Source organism: Rudaea sp. (assembly GCF_047601565.1).
Taxonomy (GTDB): Bacteria; Pseudomonadota; Gammaproteobacteria; order Xanthomonadales; family Rhodanobacteraceae; genus Rudaea.
Window position 1 is genome coordinate 2691618 of sequence record NZ_JASGIY010000001.1, and the last position, 26989, is coordinate 2718606.

Below are 26989 nucleotides of genomic sequence, written 5' to 3' on the forward strand. Positions count from 1 at the left end.
CCGGGGCAGCGGCCGCCGCGCGGCGAATTCGCCATGAAAAAACCACGGCTCGCCATCCCGATGCAAGACGTCGCCGCGGCGCGAGCCGCTACCATAATGCGATCCGTCCTTCATTCCGTTCCCGATCGATGAGCCGCACCGCCCTCGCTACCATCCACCTCGGCGCGCTGCGCCGCAATCTCGCGCGCGTGCGCGAACGCGCCGGCGGGGCGAGAGTGATGGCCGTGGTCAAAGCCGACGGCTACGGCCACGGTCTCGAGCGCGTCGCGCGCGCCTGCGCTGATGCCGATGCGCTCGGCGTCGCCGCGCTCGGCGACGGCCTGCGCCTGCGCGCCGCCGGCATCGCGCAGCGCATCGTCGTGCTGTCGGGGCCGGACGAGGCGGGCGACCTCGCCGAATTCCGCCGGCTCGAACTCGATGCGGTGATCCATCACGAATCGCAGCTTGCGTGGCTCGCTGCCGACCGCAGCGTGTCTTCCGCGAGCGGGCGCCCGCTGCGCGTCTGGCTCAAGGTCGACACGGGCATGCACCGGCTGGGCTTCGATCCACGGAGCATTGTGGAAACTTATACGAAGCTGCGCGCGCTGCCGAACGTCGACGCCGACATCGTGCTGATGACGCACTTCGCCGCTTCGGACGAATTCGACAACGACCTGACCGCCGCGCAGATCGCACGCTTCGATCAAGCCACCGCCCATCTTGCCGGTGCGCGCGCGCTGGCGAACTCGGCGGGCTTGCTCGGCTGGCCTGCGGCGTTCGCCGGCAGCGCTTCGCCTGCGGGCCACTGGGTGCGCGTCGGCGGTCTGCTGTACGGCCTGTCCGTGGTCGAGGGCAAGAGCGGCACCGACCTGGGTTTCGAGCCGGCGATGACATTGTCGACGAAGCTGATCTCGGTCAAGCGCGTGAAAAAGGGCGAACGCATCGGCTACGCGGCGACCTGGGAATGCCCCGAGGACATGCCGATCGGCGTCGCCGCGATCGGCTACGGCGACGGCTATCCGCGCAGCGCGCAACCCGGCACGCCGGTGCTCGTGAACGGAATGCGCGCTGCGATCGTCGGCCGCGTGTCGATGGATCTGATCACGATCGATTTGCGCGGCGCGCCGCGTGCGCAGGTCGGCGACCGGATCACGCTGTGGAGCCGCGAACTTCCGGTCGAAACGATCGCCGCGCATGCCGGCACGATTTCTTATGACCTTACCTGCGGCATGACGCGTCGCGTGCTGTTCGTCGAGGACGATCGCTAGTCGTACGGGATGTCGCAGCCGGAGCCGATGCGCCTGGCGCGCATTCGCTCGACGCGCCTACGCGACACATGCCTCTGCGCCCGCGGCAAGCCCGATCCTGCGCCCGTGCTATATTCCGGAACGGCCGGGGAGGACCGCGCATGGGCGACATCACCGAGCTGTTGCGGCAGGTGGCGGCTGGCGATGGCGCCGCGCAGGAGCCGCTGTACCGGCTGCTCTATCCCGAACTCATGCGTCTTGCGCGGCACCGTCTGGCGAACGCGGGCAGCGTGTCGCTCGACGCGAACACGATCCTGCACGAGGCCTGGCTGCGCTTCGGCAACGCGGCCAACGTCTCGATCGCGAGCCGGCGCACGTTCTACGCCTATGCCTCGCGCACGATGCACAGCGTCATCGTCGACTACGTGCGCGAGCGCGGCGCGCGCAAGCGCGGCGCGCGCAAGCGCGGCGGTGACCAGATCGCGCTGACCCTGAGCGACGCGCTCGGCGAGGCGGCGATCACCGAGATGCCGGTGTCCGCCATCGAGCAGGCCATGCGCGCGCTCGAACGCCTCGACGAGCGAGCCTGCCGCGTGGTCGAAATGATCTATTTCGGCGGCATGTCGCAGCAGGACATCGCCGAGGTGCTCGGCGTATCGACGCCCACGGTGCAGCGCGACTGGCGCAAGGCACGCATTTTCCTGCTCGACCAGCTGCGCCGCGGCTGATCGTTGCGCGCGCCGGTTTGCGTCTGTCGAGGGGAACCGCCGGAGAGATCACGATGAACGCGCACGCAGGGGACGATGGCCGCTGGCCCGAGGTCATGGCGCTGATCGAGCGCTGGCTCGATGCGGACGAGGACGCGCGTCGCGCGCTGCTCGACGATGTCGCGCGCGACGATGCGCAACTGCACGCGCGACTCGCCGAGGCGATCCGCACCGACGGCGATGCGGAAGCAATGCGTTTCCTCGCCGGCAGCGCGCTGATGGACGTGGCGCGCACGCAGGCGCCGGAAACCAAATTGCGCGACCTCGCCGGGCAGCGTATCGGTCCGTGGCGCGTGACCGGTCTGCTCGGCGTCGGCGGCATGGGCCAGGTATGGCGCGTGCGCCGCGACGACGGCCGCCATGCCGGCGAGGCCGCGCTCAAGATGCTGCGCTTCGCCGCGCTCGACCCGGCCGCGCAGCAGCGCTTCGCGCGCGAGGGCGAACTGCTCGCGCGCCTGCAGCACCCGCACGTCGCGCGCCTGCTCGACGTCGGCGAGACGGACGAGGGCCAGCGCTATCTCGTGCTCGAATACGTCGACGGCGAACGCGTCGACCATTGGTGCGACCGGCACAAGGCGACGATCGACGCGCGCCTGCGCCTGTTCCTGCAGGTGTGCGAGGCGATTTCCTACGCGCACGCCAACCTGATCGTGCATCGCGACCTGAAGCCGTCGAACATCCTCGTGCAGGCGGATAGCCAAGCGAAAGTGCTCGATTTCGGCACGGCGAAACTGCTCGAAGCCGACGGCGCAGCCGAGGAGACGAGCGAACTCACGCGCGCCGGCGGCGCCGCGTTCACGCCCGAATACGCGGCGCCCGAACAGTTCGACGGCAAGCCCGTCACCGTCGCGACCGACGTCTACTCGCTCGGCGTCGTTCTCTACCTGCTGCTGGCCGGACGTCGCTCTTACGGCGACACCGAGCCCACGCCCGCGCAGCTCGCGCGCGCGATCCGCGAGCACGAACCGCGCCGGCCGTCGGCGGCCGCGGCCGAACGGACCGGCGACACGGCCGCGCTCGCCGCGGCACGCGCGACGACGCCCGAGCAACTGCGTCGCGCGCTGCGCGGCGATCTCGACACGATCCTCGCCAAGGCGCTCAAGCGCGAGCCCGCCGAGCGTTACGCCTCGGTCGCGGCGCTGGCCGACGACGTGCGCCGCCATCTCGAGCATCGCCCCATCCTCGCGCGCGGCGACAGCGCGGGCTACCGGCTGCGCAAATATCTGCGCCGGCATCGCGTCGGCGCGGCGATCGGCGCGCTGCTTGCGCTGGCCATCGTCGCCGGCGTCGCCGGCGTGCTCTGGCAGGCCGAAGCGGCGCGGCGCGAAGCCGCGCGCGCGACGGCGGTCAAGCAGTTCCTGATCGACCTGTTCGACGACACGCGCAACACGCGCGCGGGCATCCAGGTGCGCCGTGCGAGCGCGCTCGACATCCTCAACAACGGCGCGGAACGCTTGAAGACCGAACTCGGTGAGCAGCCCGAAATGCGCGACGAACTCTACGAAACGCTGATCGAAATCTTCGATTCGAGCGGCGATACGGCGCGCTCCGAGGAACTGGCGCGGGCGCGCGTCGCCGCGGCGGAAACGGCGTTCGGCGCGGACGACGCGCGCGTCGTTTCTGCGCTGACTACGCTCGCGGGCGTCTACAGCAACCACGACAAGCCTGATGCGGCCAAGCCGCTGCTCGCGCGCAGCGAGGCGTTGCTCGACCGCGCGCGCGACGGCGATTCGCTCGAACGCGCGCGGCTGTGGACCTGGCAAGGCAACATGCAGCGCCTCGAAGGCGGCAAGGACGCGAAGTTCGAAGGCAACCCGCTGCTGCGCGCGGTCGAGCTGCTGCGGCGCAAGTATCCGCGCGAGGACGACCGCGAGGTCGCGCTGATGATGTACACGCAGCTCGCGGTGACCAGCGGCCATCTCGCCGAGGCCGAAAGCGCCGCGGCCGAGATGCACGACGCCGCGGTGGCGAAGTACGGCGCCGACACGGTCTACGTCGCGCAGGCCGACTTCGTGCAGGCGCGCATCCTGCTCAGGGAGGAGAAATTCGACGCGGCGCTCGCGCGCGTGCGCGACGCCGAGGCCGGCTTCCTCAGGTTCGAGGGCGCGGCGCATCCCGACCTGCTCTATGCCGACTTCGTCGAACTGCAGGCGCTGATCGGACTCAAGCGTTTCGACGAGGCACGCGCGTTGTTCGCAAAAGCCGACGCGGCGCGGCGCGAGAAATTGGCCGGCGACAAGCGACTGGAAAAAGGGTTTGCCGATATCGCGGCGAAACTGGGCAACTGAACCGCATCGCGCGCGGTGGATCAAGCACTCTCGGCCTTCATTCGTGTGAGGCCCTTCCCTCATCCGCCCTTCGGGCACCTTCTCCCGGTGGGAGAAGGAAAAACTTTCATGGTGGAACCCTTCTCCCACCGGGTCGAAGCGGACGACAGTCCGATGAGGGTGAGGCAGGATGCCGAACGGGGTGGGTGCCGGCAGGCGGATGAGGGTCCGGTGCTGCGAATGAGCGTCGTTGCAAACCCGAACCCTCATCCGGCGCTTTGCGCCACCTTCTCCCGGTGGGAGAAGGAAAGAATCTCGCTACGGATCTACACCAATCAGATTTGCCGATGATCAATTCTCCCGCCGGAATGCGTCTGTCTCCCCGACCACGGCCGCGCGCCGCCAACGACGGGAGAAAGACATGCCGATTCGCCATCCGCTTCATGCACTCGCACAGGCCTACGCCGCCGCGGGACTCGCGTTCGCGTCGTGCTGCGCCGCGGCCGCGCCGCCGCAGAATGCCGCGCTCGCGCGTGCGAGCGTGCCGTTCGAGGCCAACCGCGGCGCATTCGACGGTCGCGTCGCGTTCGCCGCGCGCACGTTCGCCGGCACCGAGTTCGTCACGCGCGACGGCCAGCTCGTGCATGCGCTCGCGGGCAAGGCGCTGCCCGGACATAGGCACGCCGCCGCGCGGCGCGGACCGGGCAGGACGCTGGTCGAGACGCTGCTCGGCGCGGCGCCGCTCGCGCCGCAGGCCGGGCAGGCGAGCGCGGCCGCGATCCACCGCTTCGGCGTTGGCGATCCTGCGCAGCGGCGGGACGATGGCGTCGGCTACGACGACGTGCGCCTCGGCGAAGCCTGGCCCGGCATCGGCGTGGCGCTGGCCGCGCACGGCGGCAGCGTGGAGAAACTGTTCACGCTGCAAGCGCGTGCGGACGTAAGCCGCATCGCGCTGCGCGTCGACGGCGCGCAAAGTATACGAGTGGAAAATGGCGCATTGCTCGCGCGCACCGGCAACGGCGACGTCGCGTTCGGCGCGCCGCTCGCCTGGCAGACCGTCGACGGCGTGCGCCGCGAGGTCGCGGTGCGCTATCGCCTGCTCGCGAAGAACCGCTACGGCTTCGCGCTCGGCGCGCACGACGCGAACGCGCCAGTGACGATCGATCCGCTGCTGCAATCGACCTATCTGGGCGGCTCGGGCTACGACGCCATCAATGCAATGGCGCTCGACGCCGCAGGCAACGTCTACGTCGCGGGCGTCACCAGCTCGACCGGTTTTCCCGGCACCGCCGGCGGCGCGCAACCCGCGTTCGCCGGCGCGCCGGCCGATGCGTTCGTGGCCAAGTTCAACGCATCGCTGACGACGCTGGTCGCGGCGACCTATCTCGGCGGCGGCAAGGACGACGAAGGCAATGCGATCACGCTCGATGCGAGCGGCAACGTATTCGTCGCGGGGATCGCGCGCGATGCGGACTTCCCCGGCACGAGCGGCGGCGCGGTGGCGACGAATGCGACGAGCGCCGGAACGGATTGCTTCATCGCCAAGCTGTCGGGCGGACTGGACACGCTGGTGCAGTCCACCTACTTCGGCGGCAGCGACGACGACACGTATTGCAAGGCGATCGGCGTCGACGGCAGCAATGCGATCTACGTCACCGGCTACACCCTGGCGTCGGATCTGCCCGGCACCGCGGGCAGCGTGCAGCCGGCGCACGCGGGCGCCGCGGCGAACGCATTCGTCGCAAAATTCGCCAACGACCTGAAGACGCTGACGAAGGCGAGCTATCTCGGCGGCACGACGGGTCAGGTCATCGCCTACGCGCTGGCGATCGACGCCGGCGGTCAGGTGTTCGTCACCGGCGACGCCCGCGTCACCGATCTGCCTGGCACGACGGGCGGTGCGTTTCCGAATGCCGTCACCGGCGCCTTCTCGAGCGCGTTCGTCGCGCGATTCAACGGCGCCCTGACGTCCCTGCGATCGACCTACCTCGGCGGCAGCCTGGCGCAGGACGGAGATGCGATCGCGCTCGATGCGAGCGGTAACGTCTATGTGGCGGGCACGACGCGCTCGACGGATTTTCCGGGCACCACGGGCGGCGCGCAGCCGTCGCACGATGCGAATGCGACGGCGGACGACGCATTCGTGGCGAAATTCGACAACGGGCTTTCCAGCTTGAAGCAGGCCACCTATTTCGGCGGCAACGGCGACGATTACGGCGGCGCGATCGCCGTCGATTCCGGCGGAAACGTCTACATCGCGGGAGCGACGGAATTGTCGACCAATCTGCCCGGCGCCGCGGGCGGCATCCAGGCGGTTCATCCCGACGCGGATTCCTCTGGATACGTGGCGCGCTTCAATTCGGCGCTCACCACGCTCGTGCAGAGCACGTATCTCGGCGGCGGCAGCGGTGCGGACGAAAACGGCGTGGTGAGCCTCGCGCTCGCGGGCGGCCACCTCTACGCGGCCGGCTACACCAGCGCCGATCCCTTCCCCGGCACGGGCGGCGGCGCGCAGAGCGATTACGCCGGCAACGACGACGGCTTCGTCGCCGAGATGACGCCCGACCTGACCGCCACAGGCGGCCCGTTCCTGTCGATCGACAACGTCAGCGGCAACGAAGGCAACAGCGGCACGACGGCGTTCGCGTTCACGGTTGCGCTGTCGCCGGGCAGCCCCGACACCACCGTCACGGTGGATTACGCCACCACCGACGGCACCGCGACGCTGGCCGACAGCGACTACCTCGCGGCGAGCGGCACCCTGACATTCAATCCGGGCGAGACGACCAAGACCGTGATCGTCTACGTGGTCGGCGACACAAAGGTCGAGCCGGACGAGACGTTCTACGTCAATCTTTCCGGCGCGACGCAAACCGTGCCGGCGCCCGCATCCGCGCCGCGCGGATCGGCGCAGGCCGAACGCGGACGCGGCGCCGCGCCGCACGCCGCGCCCGCGGCCGTGACGATCGTTACGGCACAGGGCGTCGGCACGATCGTCAACGACGACGCCGGCAGCGGCAGCGGCGCCCCGGCGGTTCCCGCGCCTGCGCTCGCCGCAAGGATGCTGGCGCTGCTGGGCATTCTCGTTGCGTCGGTCGCGGCGGGCTCCGCAAGGCGGCAACGATGATCGCCCGTTCGCGGCGTGATCGGTTTCGCGCCCGTTTTGCGTCTGTAGAGTTGCCACGAAGACAGGAAGAAAAGCGATGGAGAACAAAGTCATGATTCTTCTTCGACTTTCTTCGTGACTTTTCCTTCGTGATCTTCGTGTTTTCGTGGCAACTCTCTTGATTTCCGGCCGCTTGTCAATGGATCGGATAAGCATGGTTCCTTCAACGACGACGAGGAGAATGTCATGGCAAAGCAGTTTCATATCGATCGGAATGCGCATTCGGGCGTGCATGCAAGGCGCCCGAGGTCGGCATGGGCGGGCAGCCTGGTCCTGCTGCTCGGTACGGTTCCCGCGCTGACCGGTGCCGCCACGCCGGCGGCCGAGAAAGAATTCGTCGACGCCTATCGCAAGGCCTTCGAGGCCAAGGATGCGAAGACTCTGACCGGCCTGATCTACACCCAGGGCGCCGATCCGCAGATGGCCGATTTCTACAAGATGATGGTCACCGACGGCATCGGCGGCAAAGTGGTTTCGATCCAACTGCTCGATCTCGATGCCGCAGACAGGAAACGCGCGGAAGGCGGTCGCGGTCCCGACGGCAAGCCGATGAGGTTCGTGTTGCCGCCGGTGAAGAAGCTCGTGATCAAGAGCGAGACCAGGAACGCCAACGGCTCGGTCAGCGGCACGAACGAGATTCTCGTCGCCGAAAGCGCGGGCAAGCTCGTGATTCCTGCGCCCGGCGCGGCGCACTGAGCCGCGCGCGGCCACGACGTTCGCACAATACGACGGGGAAACGATAAGTCTTCATTTCAAATTGCGTCTCTCTTAATGATACGCATGCGGCAGATCGACGCATGCGGTCCGCAATCATCGGGAGGACTCATGCCACACCGCTATTTCTTCTGCCTCGCCTGTGTTCTGTCCGGCCTTGCGCAAACGGGATTCGCGGCCACGATCACCGTGAACACCGACCAGGACGTCGTCGCTGTCGACGGCTTCTGCTCGCTGCGCGAGGCGGTGATCGCGGTCAACGCCAAGGCCGCCTCGGGCGCATCACCCGGCGAGTGCGCGGCGGGCGACGCGGCGCCGCCCGCGGCCGACACGATCGCGTTCGCGATTCCCGGTTCCGGCCTGCACGTGATCGATCTCGACGACGCGCAGAACGTCGCACTGTTCAAGCCGGCGATCATCGACGGCTACACCCAGGGCGGTTCGTCGCCGAACACCAATGCGCTTGGCGCGAACAACGCCGTGCTGCGCATCGCGCTGCGCCAGAGCGTCGACAGCGGCGCCAGCGCGCTGCTGCAAGTGGCCGAGGATGCGCGCCCCAGCACGGTGCGCGGGCTGCTGTTCGAGAGTTCCGTGGGCATTGCCACCGACGGCCTGCTGCTCGACGGCGGCCTGCCGGTGATCGGGGTCGGCGATTACAACCAGATCGTCGGCAACTGGTTCGGGGTCGGGCCGGACGGGGTCACGCCGGGTCGGCTGCGCGCGGCGGTACACATCCGCTATCCGGGCAACGCCGTCGGCGGCACCGCGCCGGCGGATCGCAACGTGATTGACGCACCGAACGGCTATGGCGTCCATCTGGAAAGTGGCATCACCACGATCCAGGGCAACCTGATCGGCACGACGGCGACCGGCACGGCGGCGCTCGGCGACAGTTGCGTGGGCATCTGGATCGAAGACGCGCTCACGGTCACGATCGGCGGCGCGGCGCCCGGCGCGGGCAACGTCATCGGCGGCTGCTCCTACGGCATCGACAGCGCGGGCGACGGCGTCTCGATCTTCGGCAACGCGATCGGCACCGACGCCAGCGGCACCATTGCCATTGCCAATGCGCTCGACGGCATCTTCGTCGAAGCCGGCTCCGCCGCGATCGGCACCGACGAGGCGATCGGCGCGCCGAACATCATCGCCGACAACGGCCAGGGCATCTACGTGAAGCAGGGCGCGCGCGCCGGCATCCTCGCCAACCGCATCGTCGACAACCACGGTTACTTCAGCGGACTCGGCATCAAGCTGCAGGCGCCCGGCGCCGACGACGACCTGCCGTTGCCGAACGATGTCAACGACGCCGACGGCGTGCAGAATTATCCGGTGCTGACCGACGTCGCCACGTCGGCGGGGACGACGACGATCGCGGGCACGTTCAACAGTTATCCGAACACGGGATTCAGCATCGCGCTGTACGCGAACGCGGCCTGCGATCCTTCCGGCTTCGGCGAAGGCGAGCGCTATCTCGGCTCGTTCACGCTCGCCACCGACGCCTCGGGCAATGCCGCGTTCACCCATGCCGTGCCGGCGCTGGCCGCCGGCGAGCAGGTGACCGCCACGGCGATTCTCGCGATCTCGGCGTTTCCGCCGCAGACCTCCGAATTCTCGCAGTGCAGGGCGCAGGACGCGCAGTTGCCGCCGCCACCGCCGCCCGTGTCTGCCGTTCCCGCACCGGCGCTCGCCGCCTGGGCGCTGGCCTTGCTGATCGCCCTCGTCGCCGGCATCGCGGCGGCGCGCGAGGAGTGGGGACGCAAGCGCTGATGCGTCCGCAGCGCTTCACGATCGCAGGTCCCGCGCGAAGGAGGTCGCGGCGGCGCGCGACTGCCGCTATGATGGCCGCAGCGCTGCTTCCTTGTGGCCGCATGGGCGAGATCACGGAACTGTTGCAGCGGGCCGCGGCCGGCGACGCAGGGGCGCAGGAACCGCTGTACCGGCTGCTTTATCCGGAGCTGATGCGCCGCGCGCGCCAGCGCCTCGCTTGCGCGGGCACGATCTCGCTCGACGCGCAGGCGATCCTGCACGAAGCCTGGATGCGTTTCGGCCATGCGCCGGGCGTCCCGCTGGTCAACCGGCGCGTGTTCTACGCTTATGCCGCGCGCGCGATGCACAGCGTCATCGTCGACTACGTGCGCGAGCGCGGCGCGCAGAAGCGCGGCGGCGATGCGATCGCGCTGACCCTGAGCGGTAGCCTGTCCGAGGCGGCTTTCGCCGAGGTGCCGATTTCCGATCTGACCGAGGCGCTGCGCGCGCTCGAACGCGTGGACGAGCGCGCCTTCCGCGTCGTCGAGATGTCCTACTTCGGCGGCATGCCGCGCGAGGACATCGCCGAAGTCCTCGGCGTTTCGCGGCCGACCGTGGAGCGCGATTGGCGTAAGGCGCGCATGTTCCTGCTCGACCTGCTGCGCCAGCCCTAACGCCGCGGCGAAGAAGGTCCGATGACCGGCAACGCGCAGGATCCGCACGATCGCGCGCGCAGGCGCGCCGAAGTCCTGGCGTGGTTCGAGCGCTGGCTCGAATGCGGTGTCGAGGAACGCGCCGCGCTGCTGGCCGGCCTCGCCGCAACGGACGGCGAGCTGCATGCGCTCGTGCTCGGCGCGATCCAGACCGATCGCGACGCCGAATCGCTGCATTTCCTCGAGGAGGGCGCGCTCGCCGCGGCCGCGCGCGACGTCGGCGGCGACGCCGCGCTGCGCGACCGGCACGGCGAGCGGATCGGCCCGTGGCGGATCGTGCGCCTGCTCGGCGTCGGCGGCATGGGCCAGGTGTGGCTGGTCGAGCGCGGCGACGGACTCCACGCGGGCCAGGCCGCGCTCAAGATGCTGCGCTTCGCGGCCGTCGACCGCGCGGCGCAGCAGCGCTTCGCGCGCGAAGGCGAACTGCTGGCGCGGCTGCGGCATGCGCACGTCGCGCGCCTGCTCGACGTCGGCGAGTCCGACGAAGGCCAGCGCTACCTCGTGATGGAGTACATCGATGGCGAGCGCATCGACGAGTGGTGCGACGCCCGGCGCGCGACGGTCGAGACGCGCTTGCGCTTGTTCGATCAGGTTTGCGCGGCGATCGCCTACGCGCACGCCAATCTGATCGTGCATCGCGACCTCAAGCCGTCGAACATCCTGGTGACGGATTGCGACGCAGGCGGGAATTCGGGTGGCGACGAGTCCGTGCCGCCCTCGCCCTCATCCGGCGCTTTGCGCCACCTTCTTCCGCGGGGAGAAGGAAAGTCGGAGCGGCCTGCGGCCGCAGGTTTCCCCCGGGGTACGGCGAAGGTGCTCGATTTCGGCATGGCGAAGCTGCTCGAAGGCGATGCGCCCCCAGGCGAGATCACCGAACTCACGCGCGCCGCCGGGGCCGCGTTCACGCCCGAGTACGCGGCGCCCGAGCAATTCAGCGGCGAGGCGGTGACGGTGGCGACCGACGTCTATGCGCTCGGTGCGGTGCTCTACGTGCTGCTGACCGGACGCCGGCCGCACGGCGAAGCGGGCGCGACGCCGATGCAACTCGCGCATGCGGTCAGCCGCGACGAGCCGCGGCGTCCTTCTTCGCGCATCGTCGAGACGACCGGCGACACGCAGGCGATCGCGGCCGCGCGAGCGGCCACGCCGAGGCAATTGCAGCGCGTCCTGCGCGGCGACCTCGACACGATCCTCGCCAAGACGCTGAAGAGAAATCCGCAGGAACGCTATGCGTCGGTGCAGGCGCTGGCCGAAGACGTGCGCCGCTACCTCGAGCACCGGCCGATCGCCGCGCGCGCCGACGGCGCGGCGTATCGGTTGCGCAAGTACGCGCGCCGCCATCGCGTCGGCGTCGGCGTCGGCGCGCTGCTGCTGTTCGCCGTGCTCGCCGGCGTGTCCGGCATCGTCTGGGAGGCGCGCATCGCACGGCGCGAGGCCGCGCGCGCCGAGACCGAGGCGGCGAAGGCGAAGCAGATCGCGAAGTTCACGAGCGGCATCCTCTCCGGCATCGATCCCGATCGGGCGAAGACGATGGACCGCACCCTGATCCGTTCGCTGCTCGACACCGCCGCCGGCAACGCGCAGCGCGAACTGGCGCAACAGCCCGCGGTGCGCGCGTCGATCGAGGACACGATCGCGGCGAGCTACTACAGCATCGGCGAATCCGTCCGCGCCGCCGAGCACTGGGATCTGGCCTACGCGGCCGTGCGCGAATCGGGTGCGGACGCGGCAGCGCAGGCGCGCCTGCTCGCGCATCGCTCGCAGGCCGAGATGGGAGGCGCCCGCTATCGCGAATCACTGGCGACCGCGGAGCAGGCCGCGGCACTCACCGCGGCATTGCCGGAAAGCGACGTCGACCGCCTGTATGCGCAGAGTCAGCTCGCGGCGGCGGAATGCATGCTGTTCCGCACTCAGCCGTGCCGCGACCGCTTCGAACGCGTCTACGCCCTGGAACGCCGCGTGCTCGGCGAAAACGATCCGGAGACGCTGGAATCGCTCAGCGGCCTCGGCGTTGCCGAGGCGCATCTCGGCAACGACGAAGCGGCCAGGGCGATTTGCCGGAAAACGATCGACGGCTACGCGACGCGCTACGGCAAGAGCGATTCGCATACGCTCGGCGCGGTCGTCCGCATCGCCGCGCTCAACGACACGACCGGCCGCTATGCGGAAAACGAAAAGCTGCTCGACGAGTACCTGCCGCTTGCCACGAAGGCGCTCGGCGAGTCCCACCCGACCACGCTGACCCTCGCGATGTGGCGAGGACGCACGCTGAACGATCTGCATCGCTATGTGGAGGCCAAGGCATCGCTGCTGCGCACGCTGGCGCTGTTCAACGCAAGCGACGAGGCCGGCGGCTTCACGCCGATGTCGGCGGAGACCGTTCTCGTCGATTCGCTCGTCGCGCTCGGCGAGTACGCCGATGCGGAAAAGCATGCGCGCGCGATTCTCGAAAAAGCGGAGAAGCTGGGCGGCCCGCACGGCGACGGCGGCGCGACGCGTTCGCTGCTCGCCCGGGTGCTGATCGGGCAGAGGCGTTTCGGCGAAGCCGAAACGGAACTCGCGCAGGCGTATGCGGCGCAGCCATCGCAGAAAACGGGAATGCCGATGAACGTCGTCATGCGCCAGATCGTGCGCACCTACGTCGATCTCTACAGCGCGTGGGGCAGGACCGACCTGGCGGCGCGGTGGCGGGAAAAACTGCCGCCCGTGAACGCCGCGGAGGCTTCCGCCGCGGCGAAGTAGGCGCAACGAACCGGCCGTTGCGCAGGCTCGCGCGTCTTCCGCCTGCATCGCGGCCGAATGCTCCGAACCTGGAACCGTTGAACGATTTTTTTTGTGCCGCGACCGCGCCGGGCGCAGGGTGCGTGCCGATGCCGTCGTTTCAGCGTCGAGTGTTCGCGCGTTGCGATTTCAGGCGCAGAAACGCGACGCCCAACAAGCCGCCGAACATCAGCAGAATGCCCGGCAGCGCGAGCGCGGGCGCAGTCGCGGAAACGCCGCTCGGCGCAGTCGTTTGCGCGTCCCCGGTGATCGTCAGGCCCACGGTGTTGCGGCGTATCGTGTCGAGAGGCGGTGCGGTCCCCTCGGTCTCGAAAACGCCGGCGCAGGTCGGCGTGGTCAAGCCATAGTCGTAGGCCACCTCGCCCGGCCCGCTGACCGTGCTCTGGGTGAATGCGATGGTGCTGCCGGGAGACACGGCGGCATTGCCGAAGTGAAAGGTCACGGGCGTGGCCGAGTTCTCGCTCAGGCTTGCCGTCTGCTGTTGGGTCGAGCCGATCACGGCGCCGTCGTAGCTGTTCAGATGCGCCGTCAGTGCGATGGTGTAGGAGCCGTCGCCCGCGGGGCCGTGGTAGATCAAGGTCACGCTGTCGAGCGTGGTGCCGGGGTAGTCGGTGACGTAGAAGCCGCGGTCGATATAGTCCCAGCCGTTGGCCGTGCCGTTGCCCGGGCAGCTGTACAGCGTTGCCGCGCGTGCCGCCGGTGCGAGGCCCAGAACGGCCGCGAGAACGAGGAAAGAAATCTTCATCGGTGTGTTCCTTGAGGTGTGGAAGTCGATCGGATCCGCGGCTGGATCGCCGCGGCATGCCGTCACCAGGGATGCTGCGCGCAGCTATGAGGCCGGAAAATCGCGACGAGAAAGATCAGCGCGATCAGCGCGAGGATCGCCGGGCGCGACAGCAGCGGCGCCGGCACGGCCGACTGCGTCGGCGCAGCCGCGTTCACGCTCAGGCTCCGTGTCGCGCTCGAAGACGCGAACGCATCGCTGTCGGATTCGTATACCGCGGTCAAGGTATGCGCGCCGGTGGTCGCGAACGTCAGCGTGCAACTGCCTGCGCCGCCGCTCAGCGTCGTCGGCGCGCACGAGGCCGTGGCGTCGACGCTGTCGCTGATCGAAACCGTTCCGGTGGGCGTGCCGCTGCCCGCTGACGGGGCCACGGAAAAGTTCACGGTGGTCGCCATGCCCGTGCCCGGAGCGGCGGGCGAGGTCGAGACGATCGTCGTCGTGGTCGCCTGCGTGGCGGCGCATGCCGTGGACCAGGGGCTGTCGCCGGTGGCCTGGTCCCAGTCATGGTCGTTCGGGGTTTCGGGGCTTGCGGCCGGTGCGAACAGGTTGGGACAGAGCGTGTTGTCGCCGGTCAGCAACGCGCCGGGTGCATTGGGAACGGAGCCGCTGAAGGCGTTGTGGTCCAGGACCACAAATTCGAGACTGGACGGCAGCGCATCGGCGGCGAGCGCGCCGCCCAGCGCGTTGTGGCTCAGGTTCAGCCCGTGCAGATTCGTCAGTGCGGCCAGCGGCGGCATCGGCCCGGTCAGCTGATTGGCATCGGCGTAGAAATATTGCAGTTGCGTCAATCCTGCCAGCGGCGGAATCGATCCGGTCAGCCGGTTGGCGTGGACTTCGAAGTGTTCCAGATTCGTCAGTCCTGCGAGCGCGGGAATCGAGCCGGTCAATTGATTGAAGCCGACGTTGAAATATTGCAGTTGCGTCAATCCTGCCAGCGGCGGAATCGGGCCGGTCAATTGGTTGGTATCGGCGTCGAAATATTGCAGTTGCGTCAATTCCGTGAGTGCCGGAATCGATCCGGCCAGATTGTTGCTTTCCAAATCGATGCTGACGACATGCGTATTGGCGGCATCGCAGGTGACGCCGTACCAGTCGTTCGCCGGCGTGTCGGGGCAGACCGGGTCGGGCGTGTTCCAGTGCACATGGTTCGTCCAGCTTGCGCCGTTGGTGCTGTTGTAGAGCGCGACCAGCGCGTCGTGTTCCGCGGCCGGCACGTCGGCCCAGGCCGATGCCGCCCCGAGCATGGCGCCGATGCCGATAAGCCACGCCAGCGGGCTGCGGCCCAGGTTTCGTGCCCGGTTTCGTTTCATGTTCGCCTCGTCCGATCAAGCCGCGCACGGCAGCGTCAACGAAGAAAACGGAATTCGGCGCGGATTGTTATCAGGATTCCTGATTAGCGCCGAACCTCAGCTCGTCATTCACGTTAGAAGCATGCGGGAATGACGAGCCAAAGCCATTTCCCGCCGAAACAGCCGTTGAGGTTGAGCGCTAGTCAGGCTGATCTTCGCACTGCCCTGCGGTCCGTGGCGCATGTTTCGACGCGATCCAGCCCATCGCAGCCAGGGCGCCGAACAAACTTGCCAAGGCCCACCCATCGAGCAGCGGCGCCGGCACGGCCGGCTGCGTCGGCGCAGCCGCGTTCACGGTCAGGCTCAGCGTCGCGCTCGAAGGCGCATTGCTGCCGTCGCCCGGATAATTCGCGGTCACGCTGTAGACGCCCGCCGCGGCAAAGGTGATCGGGCAACTGCCGCTGCTCGTGGTTGCACTGACTGCGGTCAATGTCGCCTGGCAGCTCAGTGCGCCGGCGGTCACCGTGACCGTGCCGCTCGGCGCGGCGGCAGGATCGACGCTGACGCTGAACGTCACCGGCTGGCCTGCCGTGCCCGGATTCGGTGTGGCGCCGAACGTGGTCGTGCTCGGCGCGAGCACGTTCACGGTCAGGCTCCGTGTCGCGCTCGAAGGCGCGAACGCATCGCTGTCGGGTTCGTATACCGCGGTCAAGGTATGCGCGCCGGTGGTCGCGAACGTCAGCGTGCAGCTGCCTGCGCCGCCGCTCAGCGTCGTCGGCGCGCACGAGGCCGTGGCGTCGACGCTGTCGCTGATCGAAACCGTTCCGGTGGGCGTGCCGCCGCCCGCCGACGGGGCCACGGAAAAGTTTACGGTGGTCGCCATGCCCGTGCCCGGCGTCGCGGGCGAGGTCGAGACGATCGTCGTCGTGGTCGCCTGCGCGCCGGCGCATGCCGTGGACCATGGAGTAATGCCGGTGGCCTTGTCCCAGGCCTGGTCGTTCGCGCTTTCGGGGTTCGCGGCTGGTGCGAACAGGTTGGGGCAGAGTATGCTGTCGTCGGGTTGCAACGCGCCGGGTGCGTCGGGAACGGGGCCGCTGAAGGCGTTGTGGTCCAGCGACACATATTCGAGGCTGGGCGGCAGCGCGCCGGCGTCGAGCGCGCCGCTCAGCGCGTTGTGATTCACCCTCAATAAATCCAAATTCATCAGCCCGGCCAGCGACGGGATCGAACCGGTCAATTGATTTGTGCTGACGTCGAAGTCGGAAAGCTTCGTCAATCCCGCCAGCGCGGGAATCGGACCCGTCAATCGGTTGTTGTCGATGTAGAAGTTCAGCAGACTCGTCAATCCCCCCAGGGCCGGAATCGAACCGGTCAATTGGTTGTTGCTGGCGGCGAAAATTTCCAGTTTCGTCAATCCTGCCAGCGGCGGAATCGGGCCGCTCAGTTGGTTGTCGTAGGCGCCGAAGGCTTCCAGATTCGTCAATCCCGCGAGCGCGGGAATCGAACCGGTCAATTGATTGTCGCCGACTTCGAAGAATTGCAGCGCCGTCAATTCCGCCAGTGCGGGAATCGAGCCGGTCAGCTGGTTACCGTCGACGTAGAAGAATTCCAGGTTCGTCAACCCGGTCAGCGCGGGAATCGAGCCGCTCAGCTGGTTGTCGCTGACCTGGAAAGCTTCCAATTGCGTCAATCCCGTCAGCGCGGGAATCGAGCCGGTCAGTTGGTTTTCCGAGGCGGAGAAAGCATACAGATTGGTCAATCCCGTCAGGGCTGGAATCGGGCCGGTCAATTGGTTGATATCGACTTCGAATACCACCAGATTCGTCAATCCCGCCAGCGGCGGAATCGGCCCGGTCAACTGGTTTCCGCCGGCGGAGAATCCCTGCAAGGCGGGCAATGCCGACAGATCGGAAAGCGGACCGGTCAGTTGGTTGTTGTCCAAATCGATGCCGACGACGTGCGCATTGGCGGCATCGCAGGCGATGCCGTGCCAGTTGTTCGCCGGCGTGCCGGGACAGACCGGGTCGGGCGTATTCCAGTGAGCGTGGTGGGTCCAGCTTGTGCCGTTGGTGCTGCCGTAAAGCGCGACCAGCGCGTCGCGTTCCGTGCCCGGCACGTCGGCCCCGGCCGACGTCAGCCGCAGCATGGCGCCGATGCCGATGAGCCACGCCAGCGGGCGGGACACGCTTCGTTCCCGGTTTCGTTTCATGTTCGCCTCGTCCGATCAAGCCGCGCACGGCAGCGTCTAACGAAAAAAACGGAATTCGGTGCGGATTGTTATCAATGGGTCAGCGGGAACGTCGCTTTTCCTGCGCTCGCGGGAACCTGATCGGCGTCGACCGATCTTCATTCCCGCATTAGGCATTCGTGCTTGCCTGCTCGCTGGCGGTTTCCAGGCGCTTGCGCTATGGTGTGGCAAACATTGCCAAACACGGGTGCTGCGATGGCGACGATGAACATTTCCCTGCCCGACGAACTCAAGGCCTTCGTCGACCGCCAGGTCGCCGAGCACGCCTACGGCTCGACCAGCGAATACCTGCGCGACCTGATCCGCAAGCAGCGCGACATCGACGATCTGCGCCGGAAGCTGCTGGAAGGGGCGAATTCCGGGCCGGGCAAGCCGATGGACAAGGCGTTTTTTGATCGTCTGCGCAAACGTGCGAAGGCACGCGCGCGACAGTGAGCGCCAAGCTTGCGATCCTGCTGCCGCGCGCGGAAGCGGATATCGATGAAGCCGCCGCGTACTATGCCCTTGAGGGCGGCCAGTCGCTCGAATCGCGTTTTCTCGATGCCTTCGAGACGGCCGTCGCTCACATCGTCGCCCATCCCGCAAGCGGGTCGCCGCGCTATGGCGTGGAACTCAAGCTCGAGCAGTTGCGAAGCTGGCCGTTGCGGCAATTTCCATTCCTGATTTTTTACCTCGAACACAGCGATTGCATCGACGTCTGGCGTGTGCTGCACGCGAACCGCGACATCGCCGCCTGGCTGGTCGCGGCCGAATAGCGACGCCGTCGTCTTCATCGGAATTCCGTTTCATGGCCAAAGCCAAAACCGCTTACGTCTGCAACCAGTGCGGCGCCGAATACGGCAAATGGCAGGGGCAGTGCGAATCCTGCGGCGCATGGAACACCTTGTCGGAATTCGTCGTCGAATCCGCGGCGAAGAACGGGACGGTGCGGCGCACGGGCTATGCGGGCGCGGCCGAAGCGAAGGTCGTCGCGCTGACCGAGGTCGCGGCCGAGGCGGAAGTGCGCGTACGCATCGGCATCGGCGAGCTCGACCGCGTGCTCGGCGGCGGCCTCGTCGAAGGCTCGGTCGTACTCGTCGGCGGCGATCCGGGCATCGGCAAGTCGACGCTGCTGCTGCAGACGCTCGGCGCGCTCGGCGCACGGCTGCGCACGCTGTACGTGTCGGGCGAGGAATCGCTCGCGCAGATCGCCGCGCGCGCGCAGCGCCTCGGCCTGCCGCTCGAACCGCTGCGTTGCCTCGCCGAGACCTGCGTCGAACGCATCCTCGAGCACGCCAAGAAGGATGCCCCGCGCGCGCTCGTGATCGACTCGATCCAGACGATCTGGACCGAGACGCTGACCGCCGCCCCCGGCTCGGTATCGCAGGTGCGCGAATCGGCCGCGCGCCTCGTGCGCTACGCGAAGGAAACCGGCACGAGCATCTTCCTCGTCGGCCACGTGACCAAGGAAGGCGGTATCGCCGGACCGCGCGTGCTCGAGCACATGGTCGACGCGGTGCTCTATTTCGAAGGCGAATCCGGTTCGCGCTTCCGCGTGCTGCGCGCGTTCAAGAACCGCTTCGGCGCGGTCAACGAACTCGGCGTGTTCGCGATGGGCGACAAGGGCCTGCGCGAGGTGCCGAATCCGTCGGCGATCTTCCTCGCCCAGCACAGCGCGCCGACGCCGGGCAGCGCGATCATGGTCACGCGCGAGGGCACGCGGCCGCTGCTGGTCGAGGTGCAGGCGCTGGTCGACCAGTCCTCGCTCGGCAATCCGCGCCGTGTCGCGCTCGGCCTCGAACAGAATCGACTTGCGATGCTGCTCGCGGTGCTGCATCGGCACGGCGGCGTCGCGGTGTACGACCAGGACGTGTTCGTCAACGTCGTCGGCGGCATCCGCGTGCAGGAAACCGCGGCCGACCTGCCGACGCTGCTCGCCGTGCTGTCGAGCCTGCGCGACCGGCCGCTGCCGGAAAAACTCGTCGCGTTCGGCGAGGTCGGTTTGTCGGGCGAGATCCGTCCCGTGCCGAACGGCGAGGAACGCCTGCGCGAAGCGGCGACGCACGGTTTCCTCAAGGCGATCGTGCCGAAAGCGAACGCCCCCAAGAAGAGCAGGATCGGCGAGATGGAGGTGATTGCCGTCGACCGGCTGCGCGAAGCGATCGACCTGGTATCCTGACAACCGCGTTTTCCGGTTGAGTTTCGTAGGTTGGGTAGAGCGCAGCGAAACCCGACAACCGTAAGCGACTCGGCAGGCCAAACTTCCGACGTTTCATGGCACGCGTTTCAATACCAACTCCAGCACGAAGCGGCTGCCGAAGAAGGCGAGCAGCAGCAGCGCCATGCCGATCAGCACGAGATTGACCGCGCGGCGCCCGCGCCAGCCGTAGCGCCAGCGGCCGAGCAGCAGCGCACCGAACACGATCCAGGCGGCGATCGACAAGATGGTCTTGTGCGCGAGGTGCTGGTCGAACAGATTGGTGACGAACAGGATGCCGGTGATCAGGGTCAGCGTGAGCAGGACGAAGCCGGCGCCGATCAGGCGGAACATCAGCGCTTCGGTCAGGGTCAGCGGTGGCAGCGTGCGCACGAGGCCGTCGAAGCGGCGGGCGTGCAGCGCGCGTTCCTGCAGCGCGAGCAGGATCGCGAGCACGGCGGCGATGCTGAGCACGCTGTAGCCGAGCAGGGCGAAGAGCGCGTGCAGCTTGATCTGCCATGGAAGCAGCATCGGCTGCGTCGACGGGGCGAGGAACGCATCGATGCCGAGCAGCAGCGAGGCGAGCGGGAACACGATGACGCCGAGCGTAGCCACGGGCCGGCTCAGGTTGACGAACACGCACAGCGCCGCGATGCAGGCGCCGACCAGCGACAGCGCGGCGAAGAAATGCAGGTCCACGCCGCCGCGGTGCACGCCGAACAGCACGGCGAAATGCAGCACGACGGCGAGCGCGCCGAGGCCCGTGCCGATCGCGCGCGGCTGCGCCTGGCGGTGCAGCAGCGGCAGGGCGAGGATCGCCGCGCCGGTCAGGTACAGCGCGATGGCGAGCAGGGTGGAGGCCGTTGCGAGCATGCGCCAAGTGTCGCATATCGACGCGCCCGCGCCACGCGCGGCGGCGGCCGGGTCGCGGCTTGCGTGGTCCGGGCGAAACGCCGGCGCACGGCGGTTGGCGATCGCGGCTGGCCAGCGTGAAAAGTCTCATGCGGCGAATTGGTGCGGTGGAGCGTGGCGTGCGATGCGTGTTATCTCGGCGCGCCCGTTTTCGCGCCCGGACCGGATGCGCCGAGGCGATCGAGGAATTCGAGATACCGATCCACCTCGGGGATCATCGCATGCTCGGGAAATTCCTGCCTGGCCCGTTGCAGCAGGGCGTGCGCGGACGCTTCCTTGTTCATGCGCTCGGCCAGCAGCCGCGCCGCGAGCAGGAGATTGCGCACGGTGTCGGCATGGCCACGGAAGCGTTCGTGGAAACCGTCGATCAGCCCGAGCGCAACCTGGGTCTGGCCCGCGTTCGCCGCCGCCGCGGCGAGGCGGGTGATGTCGGCGGGGTCGTCGAGAGCGAAGCCCGCATCGCACTGCTGCGATTCGCGCGCGATGTCGATGGCGAGCCGGTCCTGGCCGAGATCGAGGAGCAGCGGAATATAGCCCTTGCCGTGCGCGGCCAGCGTGGCCGCGTCGCCCGCTTCGCGCAGCCAGCGGCGGCATTCGTCGTGCAGAACGAGCGCCTTGGGCCGCGCGCGCAGTTCGTCGAGCAGCAGGGCGGCGGCGCCGGCCGCATCGCCGCCGGCGCCGCGGCGGCGCGCACTGGCGATCACCGGATCGGCATCGTCCCGCGTTTGCGGCTCGTCGCGCAGCAGCGGATCGCCGGCGTAGCCGAGTTCGTCGCGATGGTCGTGGATCAGCGTGCCGATCAGGCGGAAGTTCGCGAGCAGCAGCCAGCCGGTGGCCAGGTGCAGGGCGAAGATCGCGACGAAGCGCGGCAGCGCCGCGACGAGCGCGCCGGCCAGCGCGATCTGCGCCGCGACGGTGAGCGCAAAAAAGACGACCAGCGCGAAGTACGCCGCGCCCAGGCGTGCGGCGATGCGCAGCCACGCGAGCGGGTTGAGCGAGAGCAGCGTGCTGTCTTCGACCGCGATCAGCATCATGATCGCGGGCATCGCGAACGCCGCGACGATGCCGGCCGCCAGCCCGGCGCCCTGGCCGTAGAAGTGCGCGGCGCCGAATACGGCAAGTTGCGCGACCACGAGCACGCCGACGCCGAACCAGCCCGCGGATTCGCCGACGAGCAGGCTTAGCTCCGGCGCCGCGTCGCGCCCGTTCGCGCTCCAGCGCAACGCTTCGAACCCGTACTTGAGGAACGCGGCCCAGGCGATGAAGTCGATCAGCATGCTCGGCAGGCTCGGCAGCCAGTCGGCGACGACGTGCGTCGCGGCGATCGCCGCCAGCGTCGACAACGGCCCGGGCTGGCTCGGATAGGCCAGCGCATCGGACAGGCGTTCGAGCAGCGGCGGTGCGTCCGCCTGCGGAGCGGATCCGGCCACGTTATTTCTTCAGCAGCGAGCCGAGCACGCCGCGCACGAGTGCGGTGCCGAGGCGGCTGCCGCCGCTGCGGATCGCGGACTTGGCCATCGTTTCGATCATGCCCTGGCGGCGGCCGGTGCCGAGCAGCACGTCGCTGATCGTCTTGCTCCAGCCCGACCCCGCGTCCTGGGTGGACGCCGGCGCGCCGCCGCCCGTGGGCGGCGCGGCGGTGGCGCCGGTGCGCTGGGCGAGAATCTCGAATGCCGATTCGCGGTCGACCGCAGTGTCGTACTTGCCGCCGACCGGCGAGCGCGAGCGGATCGTCGCGCGTTCGGCATCGCTGATCGTGCCGATGCGCGAGGTCGGCGGCACGATCAGCGCGCGTTCGACCGGCAGCGGCACGCCGCCGTCCTGCAGGGTCGAGACGAGGGCCTCGCCGACGCCGAGTTGGCCGATGACCTGGGTGATGTCGCCGAGCGCCGGATTCGGCGCGAAGGTCTGCGCCGCGGCATTGACCGCCTTCTGGTCGCGCGGCGTGAACGCGCGCAGCGCGTGCTGCACGCGGTTGCCGAGCTGGCCGAGGACGATGTCGGGCGCGTCGTCGGGATTCTGCGAGCAGAAGTAGACGCCGACGCCCTTCGAGCGGATCAGGCGCACGACCTGCTCGACGCGTTTCTGCAGCGCGGGCGGGCAGTCGTCGAACAGCAGGTGCGCTTCGTCGAAGAAGAACACGAGCTTGGGCACGTCGAGGTCGCCGACTTCAGGCAGCTTTTCGAACAATTCGGACAACAGCCAGAGCAGGAAGGTCGAATACAGCATCGGCTTGAGGATCAACTGGTCCGCGGCGAGGATGTTGACGACGCCGCGCCCCGACATGTCCTGGCGCATGAAGTCGGCCAGGTCCAAGGCCGGCTCGCCGAAGAAGGCATCGCCGCCGGCGTTCTCGAGCTGCAGCAGGGAGCGCTGGATCGCCGCGATCGAGGTCGGGCTGATCAGGCCGTACTGCGCGGAAAGGTCCTTGGCGTTGGCCTTGTCCGCGGCGAAGTTGAGCAGCGCGCGCAGGTCCTTGAGGTCGAGCAGCAGCCAGCCGTGGTCGTCGGCGGCCTTGAACACGATTTCGAGCACGCCCGACTGCACGTCGTTGAGTTCGAGCAGGCGCGAGAACAGGGTCGGGCCCATCTCGGACACGGTCGCGCGTACCGGATGGCCGAGCTTGCCGTAGATGTCCCAGAAGATCACCGGATTCGCGCTCGGCGTGAAGTCGGTGATGCCGAGCTTGTCGAGTCGCGGCTTCAGTTTGTCGTTGACGACCGCGGCCTGCGAGAGGCCGGCGAGATCGCCCTTGACGTCGGCGAGGAACACCGGCACGCCGAGCTTGGAGAAACCCTCGGCCATCACCATGAGCGACACCGATTTGCCGGTGCCGGTCGCGCCCGCGATCATGCCGTGGCGGTTGCCGTATTTCGCGTGCAGGAAAATGTCCGGCGTCTTGCTGCCGGCAAGCTGGCTCTTGCCGAGCAGGATGTCGTTGCTCATGGCTGCCCCATGGTTCGTGGAAGGCTTCGCGGCGAATGTTCGCACGAGCGGCGGCGTCGCGACAAAGTCGCCGCGCCCGGATTCGGGGAACGCGGGCTGAACGGTTTGCGCGCGGTGCGTGCCGAGGGTTGTCGCATCGGCGCGCGCTGTGTAACGTGTCCGGCTTTACTCGCCGGAAGAAGTGCATGTTGAATTTTCGGATGTGCGTGGCGGCCGCTGCCGCGCTCGCGCTCGCGGGTTGCGCGGGCGGCCCGGCGCAGAGGAAGACGGGTGCGCAAGGCCAGGAAAAGGTCAGTCCGGCGACCGCGGCGCTGTACGCGAGGCTCGCCGACGACGAGAAGCGTTATTTCGCCGCACGCGATCCGGCCACGTACAAGAACGACGAGGCGGCGGCGACGGCCTCGTACGAGTGGGCGTGGAACGACGCGCTGGACGCGGCCGCGCAGTGCACGAAGACGCACGGCTGCGACGTGGCGAAGTTCGACGCGGCGTTCGCGCGCATGTCGGGCAACGCGAGCGCGGCGACGCCGCAGGGGGAGGAGGCGATGACGCCCGAGGCGACGGCGAACGCGGGCGAGACTTCGGCCGTCGCCGCGGCCGTGCCCGAGGTCGGCCGCACGGTGACGTTGCTCAAGGGCAAGGAATTGTCGGAAGTGATGACGCTCAACGGCCCGGTCAAGGTGGCGCTCGAGGAGTGGCTGACGAGCCTGCGTCCGAACCTGATCGACACGTGGGAGAACTACCAGTACCTGCGCAACCTGATGTGGCCGGAATACCAGAAGGCCGGCCTGCCCGAGGCCATCCTGTTCGGCATCATGGCCAAGGAGTCGGGCGGCCGCGTGCACGCTTACTCGCGCTCGGGCGCGGCGGGCCTGTTGCAGTTCATGCCGGCGACGGGCCAGCGCTTCGGCCTCGGCTACGTCGACGGTTTCGACCAGCGCTACGATCCGCAGCTCGCGGCGCGGGCGAACGCGGCCTATTTCAACGAGCAGCTCGCGATCTTCAACAACAACCTCGAAATGGTGATCGCCGCGTACAACGGCGGCGAGGGCCGCATGCAGCGGCTTGCGAAGAATGCGCCCGATGCGAGCTTCTGGGATCCGGAAATCTTCGCGCAGTTGCCGGTCGAGACGCGCGACTACGTGCCGGTCGTGCTCGCCGCGGCGTGGCTGTTCCTGCATCCGGAGAAATACAACCTGCAGTTCCCCAAGATCGACGGCCGGCCCGGTACGCTGGTGCTGCAGAAAAGGGCATCGCTGGCCGAACTCGCCGTGTGCCTGGGATCGGAGGGCAGCGCGCACGACGGCTGGTTCCGCACGCTGCGCAACCTCAACGCCGCGATCGATCCGCGCGAGCCGCTGCCGGCGTCGACGCCGCTGCGCGTGCCGCAGCAACTCGTCGCGCTGTACGACAAGAACTGCGTGCACGGGGCCTGGGGCGCGGTGGCCGGCGACCTGCATGCGGCGGTGCTGGCCACGCCGCCGCCAGCCGCGGTGATCAGTGCCACGCGCAGGGCCCCACCGCCGCCTCCGCCGGTGGCGAAGGCGCGCGCCAAGGCCGCGCCGACCTACGTCGTGCGCCGCGGCGAGACGCTCAGCGCGATCGCGCGCAAGTTCGGCTGCCAGAGCGCGCAGGAGCTGGCCATTGCGAACGGCATCAAGACCAGGGACATGGGCAACGTGCGTCCGGGGCGCGTGCTGCAGGTTGGCGTCTGCACGCGCTGATCGCGCGGCGCGGCGCGGACGCAAACGGGCGGCCCGCGTTCTGCGCGTGGTCAACCGATCGGCTGGCCGACGCGCACGCTGCGGCCCGCCTCGACCGCGAATTTCGTCGCGTGCGTGGACGGCAGCAGCACGATCACGGTCGAGCCCATATTGAAGCGGCCCATTTCGGCGAAGCGTTCGAGGCGGATGCGTTTCTCGCGCCAGTCGCGGCGCGTGACCGTGTTTGCGTAAGGCGGAATCTCGAGGCCGCTCCACACCGTTTCCACGCTCGACACGAGCATCGCGCCGACCATGGCCACCGCGAATGGCCCGTGCTCGCCGTCGAAATGGCAGACGAGGCGTTCGTTGCGCGCGAACAGGCGCGGCACCGCCTCGACCGTGAACGGCGCGACGCTGAACAGGCGGCCCGGGATGTGCACCGTCTCGCGCAGCACCCCGGCGAGCGGCATGTGCACGCGATGATAGTCGCGCGGCGAAAGGTATACGGTGACGAATCGTCCATTCGTATACTTGGTCGCCTCGATCTCGTCGCCGAGCAGTTCGGCGACGCTGTAGTCGAAGCCCTTGGCCTGGAGGATGCGTCCGTCGCCGATCGCTCCGGCCTGGCTGACGGTGCCGTCGGCCGGACACGCGACCGCGCGCGGATCGGCCGGCTCGGTGCGCGCGCCCGGCTTGAGCGCGCGCGTGAAGAAGGCGTTGAAGCTGGCGTAGGCATGCGGATCGGGCTGTGCGGCTGCGTTCATGTCCACCGCGTAGTTCTTCACCACGGCGTCGATGAGGAAATTCTTCCACGGCGTCCAGGTCCAGCGCGTCGCCCGGTAGACGAGGCGCGACAGCGCGCGGTGCGGCAGCAGGTATTGCAGGACGAGGGCCGCGCGCATGCGTCAGCGCCAGCCGGTCAGCGTGACCATGTCGTCGGCAAGGCTGCGGGCCACGAACGGCGGGCGGAACAAGCCGACAAGCCGGCCCTGCGGGTCGACGATGACGATCGAACCGGAATGGTCCACTTCGATGCTGCCGTCGTCCTTCTTCGTGCGCGAGTAAACGATGCCGAGCGCGCGGGTCAGTTTGGCCAGTTCGGCGTCGGTGCCAGTAGCGGCGACGAAGTCGGGGCTGAAGAAGCCGACGTATTTGGCCAGTGCGTCGGGCGTGTCGCGCTCGGGGTCGACCGAGACGAAATCGATGCGCAGCTTGTCCTGTACGCCGCGTTTGGCCAATTCCCCCCAGACCGACTTGAGTTCGGCCAGCGTGGTCGGACAGACGTCGGGGCAACTCGCGTAACCGAAGTACACGAAGTTCCAGCGGCCGCGCCAGTCGGCATTCGTCAGCGGCTTGCCGTTGGCCTGTTGCAGTTGGAATTCGGGAATCGCGCGCGGTTCGGGGTAGAGCAGGGCGCTCGCGAGCTTCGGCTGCGCCGGCGCGTTCGCGTATCGAGCGCCGAACCAGAAGCCGAATGCCGCGACGACGGCCGCGAGGACGATGAGCAGGGTGGTGTTGGTGCGCGAAGAGGCGGGTGAATTCATGCGTCTA

The 26989-nt window shown here is 68.3% G+C and carries 19 protein-coding genes and 1 pseudogene; 12 read left to right on the forward strand and 8 right to left on the reverse strand.

What is annotated here, in order from left to right; genetic code table 11:
- Positions 1–128 precede the first annotated feature (128 nt).
- The 8 genes and pseudogenes from alr to QM741_RS11855 all read left to right on the forward strand — a co-directional run bounded on the left by alr (position 129) and on the right by QM741_RS11855 (position 13341).
- Entirely contained in the window at positions 129–1247 is a 1119-nt protein-coding gene (gene alr / locus QM741_RS11820) for an alanine racemase (protein WP_415207885.1), read from the forward strand.
- 140 nt (positions 1248–1387) lie between these two features.
- On the forward strand, positions 1388–1954 hold the full coding sequence (locus QM741_RS11825; protein WP_415207886.1) for an ECF-type sigma factor: 567 nt from the start codon (positions 1388–1390) through the stop codon (positions 1952–1954).
- Positions 1955–2007: 53 nt separating this feature from the next.
- Complete coding sequence (locus QM741_RS11830; RefSeq protein WP_415207887.1) at positions 2008–4281, forward strand: serine/threonine-protein kinase; 2274 nt, start codon at positions 2008–2010, stop codon at positions 4279–4281.
- Positions 4282–4681: 400 nt separating this feature from the next.
- Positions 4682–7130 (forward strand): annotated as a pseudogene (locus QM741_RS11835) (SBBP repeat-containing protein); the annotation flags it as partial.
- 482 nt (positions 7131–7612) lie between these two features.
- Positions 7613–8122 carry a hypothetical protein gene (locus tag QM741_RS11840; protein WP_415207888.1) on the forward strand — a complete coding sequence of 170 codons (510 nt, stop codon included), beginning with the start codon at positions 7613–7615 and terminating at the stop codon, positions 8120–8122.
- Positions 8123–8251: 129 nt separating this feature from the next.
- Positions 8252–9907: a hypothetical protein gene (locus QM741_RS11845; RefSeq protein ID WP_415207889.1), complete on the forward strand. Its 1656-nt coding sequence runs from the start codon at positions 8252–8254 to the stop codon at positions 9905–9907.
- Between the two features lie 101 nt (positions 9908–10008).
- On the forward strand, positions 10009–10560 hold the full coding sequence (locus QM741_RS11850; protein WP_415207890.1) for an ECF-type sigma factor: 552 nt from the start codon (positions 10009–10011) through the stop codon (positions 10558–10560).
- Positions 10561–10581: 21 nt separating this feature from the next.
- The gene (locus QM741_RS11855; RefSeq protein WP_415207891.1) at positions 10582–13341 is read left to right on the forward strand and encodes a protein kinase domain-containing protein; all 2760 of its coding nucleotides are present in this window, start codon (positions 10582–10584) and stop codon (positions 13339–13341) included.
- A gap of 139 nt (positions 13342–13480) precedes the next feature.
- On the opposite strand, the gene QM741_RS11860 is transcribed toward QM741_RS11855, so the two are convergent.
- The 3 genes from QM741_RS11860 to QM741_RS11870 form a co-directional block, all read right to left on the reverse strand.
- A complete protein-coding gene (locus QM741_RS11860) occupies positions 13481–14125 on the reverse strand; it encodes a hypothetical protein (RefSeq protein ID WP_415207892.1) in 645 nt (214 codons plus the stop codon).
- Between the two features lie 62 nt (positions 14126–14187).
- Entirely contained in the window at positions 14188–15474 is a 1287-nt protein-coding gene (locus tag QM741_RS11865) for an Ig-like domain repeat protein (RefSeq protein ID WP_415207893.1), read from the reverse strand.
- 178 nt (positions 15475–15652) lie between these two features.
- Positions 15653–17638 carry an Ig-like domain repeat protein gene (locus QM741_RS11870; protein ID WP_415207894.1) on the reverse strand — a complete coding sequence of 662 codons (1986 nt, stop codon included), beginning with the start codon at positions 17636–17638 and terminating at the stop codon, positions 15653–15655.
- Between the two features lie 258 nt (positions 17639–17896).
- Between QM741_RS11870 and QM741_RS11875 the strand changes: the two genes are divergently transcribed.
- From QM741_RS11875 to radA, 3 genes are read left to right on the forward strand one after another with little or no spacing between them, the layout of a single operon-like run.
- Positions 17897–18136: a type II toxin-antitoxin system ParD family antitoxin gene (locus QM741_RS11875; RefSeq protein ID WP_415207895.1), complete on the forward strand. Its 240-nt coding sequence runs from the start codon at positions 17897–17899 to the stop codon at positions 18134–18136.
- The gene (locus QM741_RS11880; RefSeq protein WP_415207896.1) at positions 18133–18456 is read left to right on the forward strand and encodes a type II toxin-antitoxin system RelE/ParE family toxin; all 324 of its coding nucleotides are present in this window, start codon (positions 18133–18135) and stop codon (positions 18454–18456) included. The genes QM741_RS11875 and QM741_RS11880 overlap by 4 nt, the downstream gene beginning before the upstream one ends.
- Before the next feature lie 32 nt (positions 18457–18488).
- Entirely contained in the window at positions 18489–19859 is a 1371-nt protein-coding gene (radA, locus tag QM741_RS11885; RefSeq protein WP_415207897.1) for a DNA repair protein RadA, read from the forward strand.
- 93 nt (positions 19860–19952) lie between these two features.
- Here the strand turns inward: radA and QM741_RS11890 are convergent, their stop codons facing one another.
- The 3 genes from QM741_RS11890 to QM741_RS11900 all read right to left on the reverse strand — a co-directional run bounded on the left by QM741_RS11890 (position 19953) and on the right by QM741_RS11900 (position 23735).
- Positions 19953–20750, reverse strand: coding sequence for an inner membrane protein YpjD (locus tag QM741_RS11890; RefSeq protein ID WP_415207898.1), 798 nt, complete (start codon positions 20748–20750; stop codon positions 19953–19955).
- Positions 20751–20920: 170 nt separating this feature from the next.
- Positions 20921–22219, reverse strand: coding sequence for a hypothetical protein (locus QM741_RS11895; RefSeq protein WP_415207899.1), 1299 nt, complete (start codon positions 22217–22219; stop codon positions 20921–20923).
- A 1-nt stretch (position 22220) separates the two neighbouring features.
- Positions 22221–23735 carry a helicase HerA-like domain-containing protein gene (locus QM741_RS11900; protein WP_415207900.1) on the reverse strand — a complete coding sequence of 505 codons (1515 nt, stop codon included), beginning with the start codon at positions 23733–23735 and terminating at the stop codon, positions 22221–22223.
- Positions 23736–23920: 185 nt separating this feature from the next.
- Between QM741_RS11900 and QM741_RS11905 the strand changes: the two genes are divergently transcribed.
- On the forward strand, positions 23921–25459 hold the full coding sequence (locus tag QM741_RS11905; protein ID WP_415207901.1) for a transglycosylase SLT domain-containing protein: 1539 nt from the start codon (positions 23921–23923) through the stop codon (positions 25457–25459).
- A gap of 50 nt (positions 25460–25509) precedes the next feature.
- On the opposite strand, the gene asd is transcribed toward QM741_RS11905, so the two are convergent.
- Together asd and QM741_RS11915 are read right to left on the reverse strand one after the other, a co-directional pair.
- Entirely contained in the window at positions 25510–26340 is an 831-nt protein-coding gene (asd, locus tag QM741_RS11910; RefSeq protein WP_415207902.1) for an archaetidylserine decarboxylase, read from the reverse strand.
- Positions 26341–26343: 3 nt separating this feature from the next.
- Positions 26344–26982 (reverse strand): SCO family protein, encoded by a 639-nt coding sequence (locus tag QM741_RS11915; RefSeq protein WP_415207903.1) that lies wholly within the window; start codon positions 26980–26982, stop codon positions 26344–26346.
- Between the last annotated feature and the right edge of the window lie 7 nt (positions 26983–26989).

Bases quoted from the DNA above. Each gene is read 5' to 3' on its own strand.
- alr (WP_415207885.1), top strand. From the start codon at position 129: ATGAGCCGCACCGCCCTCGCTACCATCCACCTCGGCGCGCTGCGCCGC.
- QM741_RS11850 (WP_415207890.1), top strand. From the start codon at position 10,009: ATGGGCGAGATCACGGAACTGTTGCAGCGGGCCGCGGCCGGCGACGCA.
- radA (WP_415207897.1), top strand. From the start codon at position 18,489: ATGGCCAAAGCCAAAACCGCTTACGTCTGCAACCAGTGCGGCGCCGAA.
- QM741_RS11845 (WP_415207889.1), top strand. From the start codon at position 8,252: ATGCCACACCGCTATTTCTTCTGCCTCGCCTGTGTTCTGTCCGGCCTT.
- QM741_RS11900 (WP_415207900.1), bottom strand. From the start codon at position 23,735: ATGAGCAACGACATCCTGCTCGGCAAGAGCCAGCTTGCCGGCAGCAAG.
- QM741_RS11890 (WP_415207898.1), bottom strand. From the start codon at position 20,750: ATGCTCGCAACGGCCTCCACCCTGCTCGCCATCGCGCTGTACCTGACC.
- asd (WP_415207902.1), bottom strand. From the start codon at position 26,340: ATGCGCGCGGCCCTCGTCCTGCAATACCTGCTGCCGCACCGCGCGCTG.
- QM741_RS11875 (WP_415207895.1), top strand. From the start codon at position 17,897: ATGGCGACGATGAACATTTCCCTGCCCGACGAACTCAAGGCCTTCGTC.
- QM741_RS11865 (WP_415207893.1), bottom strand. From the start codon at position 15,474: ATGAAACGAAACCGGGCACGAAACCTGGGCCGCAGCCCGCTGGCGTGG.
- QM741_RS11860 (WP_415207892.1), bottom strand. From the start codon at position 14,125: ATGAAGATTTCTTTCCTCGTTCTCGCGGCCGTTCTGGGCCTCGCACCG.
- QM741_RS11830 (WP_415207887.1), top strand. From the start codon at position 2,008: ATGAACGCGCACGCAGGGGACGATGGCCGCTGGCCCGAGGTCATGGCG.
- QM741_RS11905 (WP_415207901.1), top strand. From the start codon at position 23,921: ATGTTGAATTTTCGGATGTGCGTGGCGGCCGCTGCCGCGCTCGCGCTC.
- QM741_RS11840 (WP_415207888.1), top strand. From the start codon at position 7,613: ATGGCAAAGCAGTTTCATATCGATCGGAATGCGCATTCGGGCGTGCAT.
- QM741_RS11825 (WP_415207886.1), top strand. From the start codon at position 1,388: ATGGGCGACATCACCGAGCTGTTGCGGCAGGTGGCGGCTGGCGATGGC.
- QM741_RS11855 (WP_415207891.1), top strand. From the start codon at position 10,582: ATGACCGGCAACGCGCAGGATCCGCACGATCGCGCGCGCAGGCGCGCC.
- QM741_RS11915 (WP_415207903.1), bottom strand. From the start codon at position 26,982: ATGAATTCACCCGCCTCTTCGCGCACCAACACCACCCTGCTCATCGTC.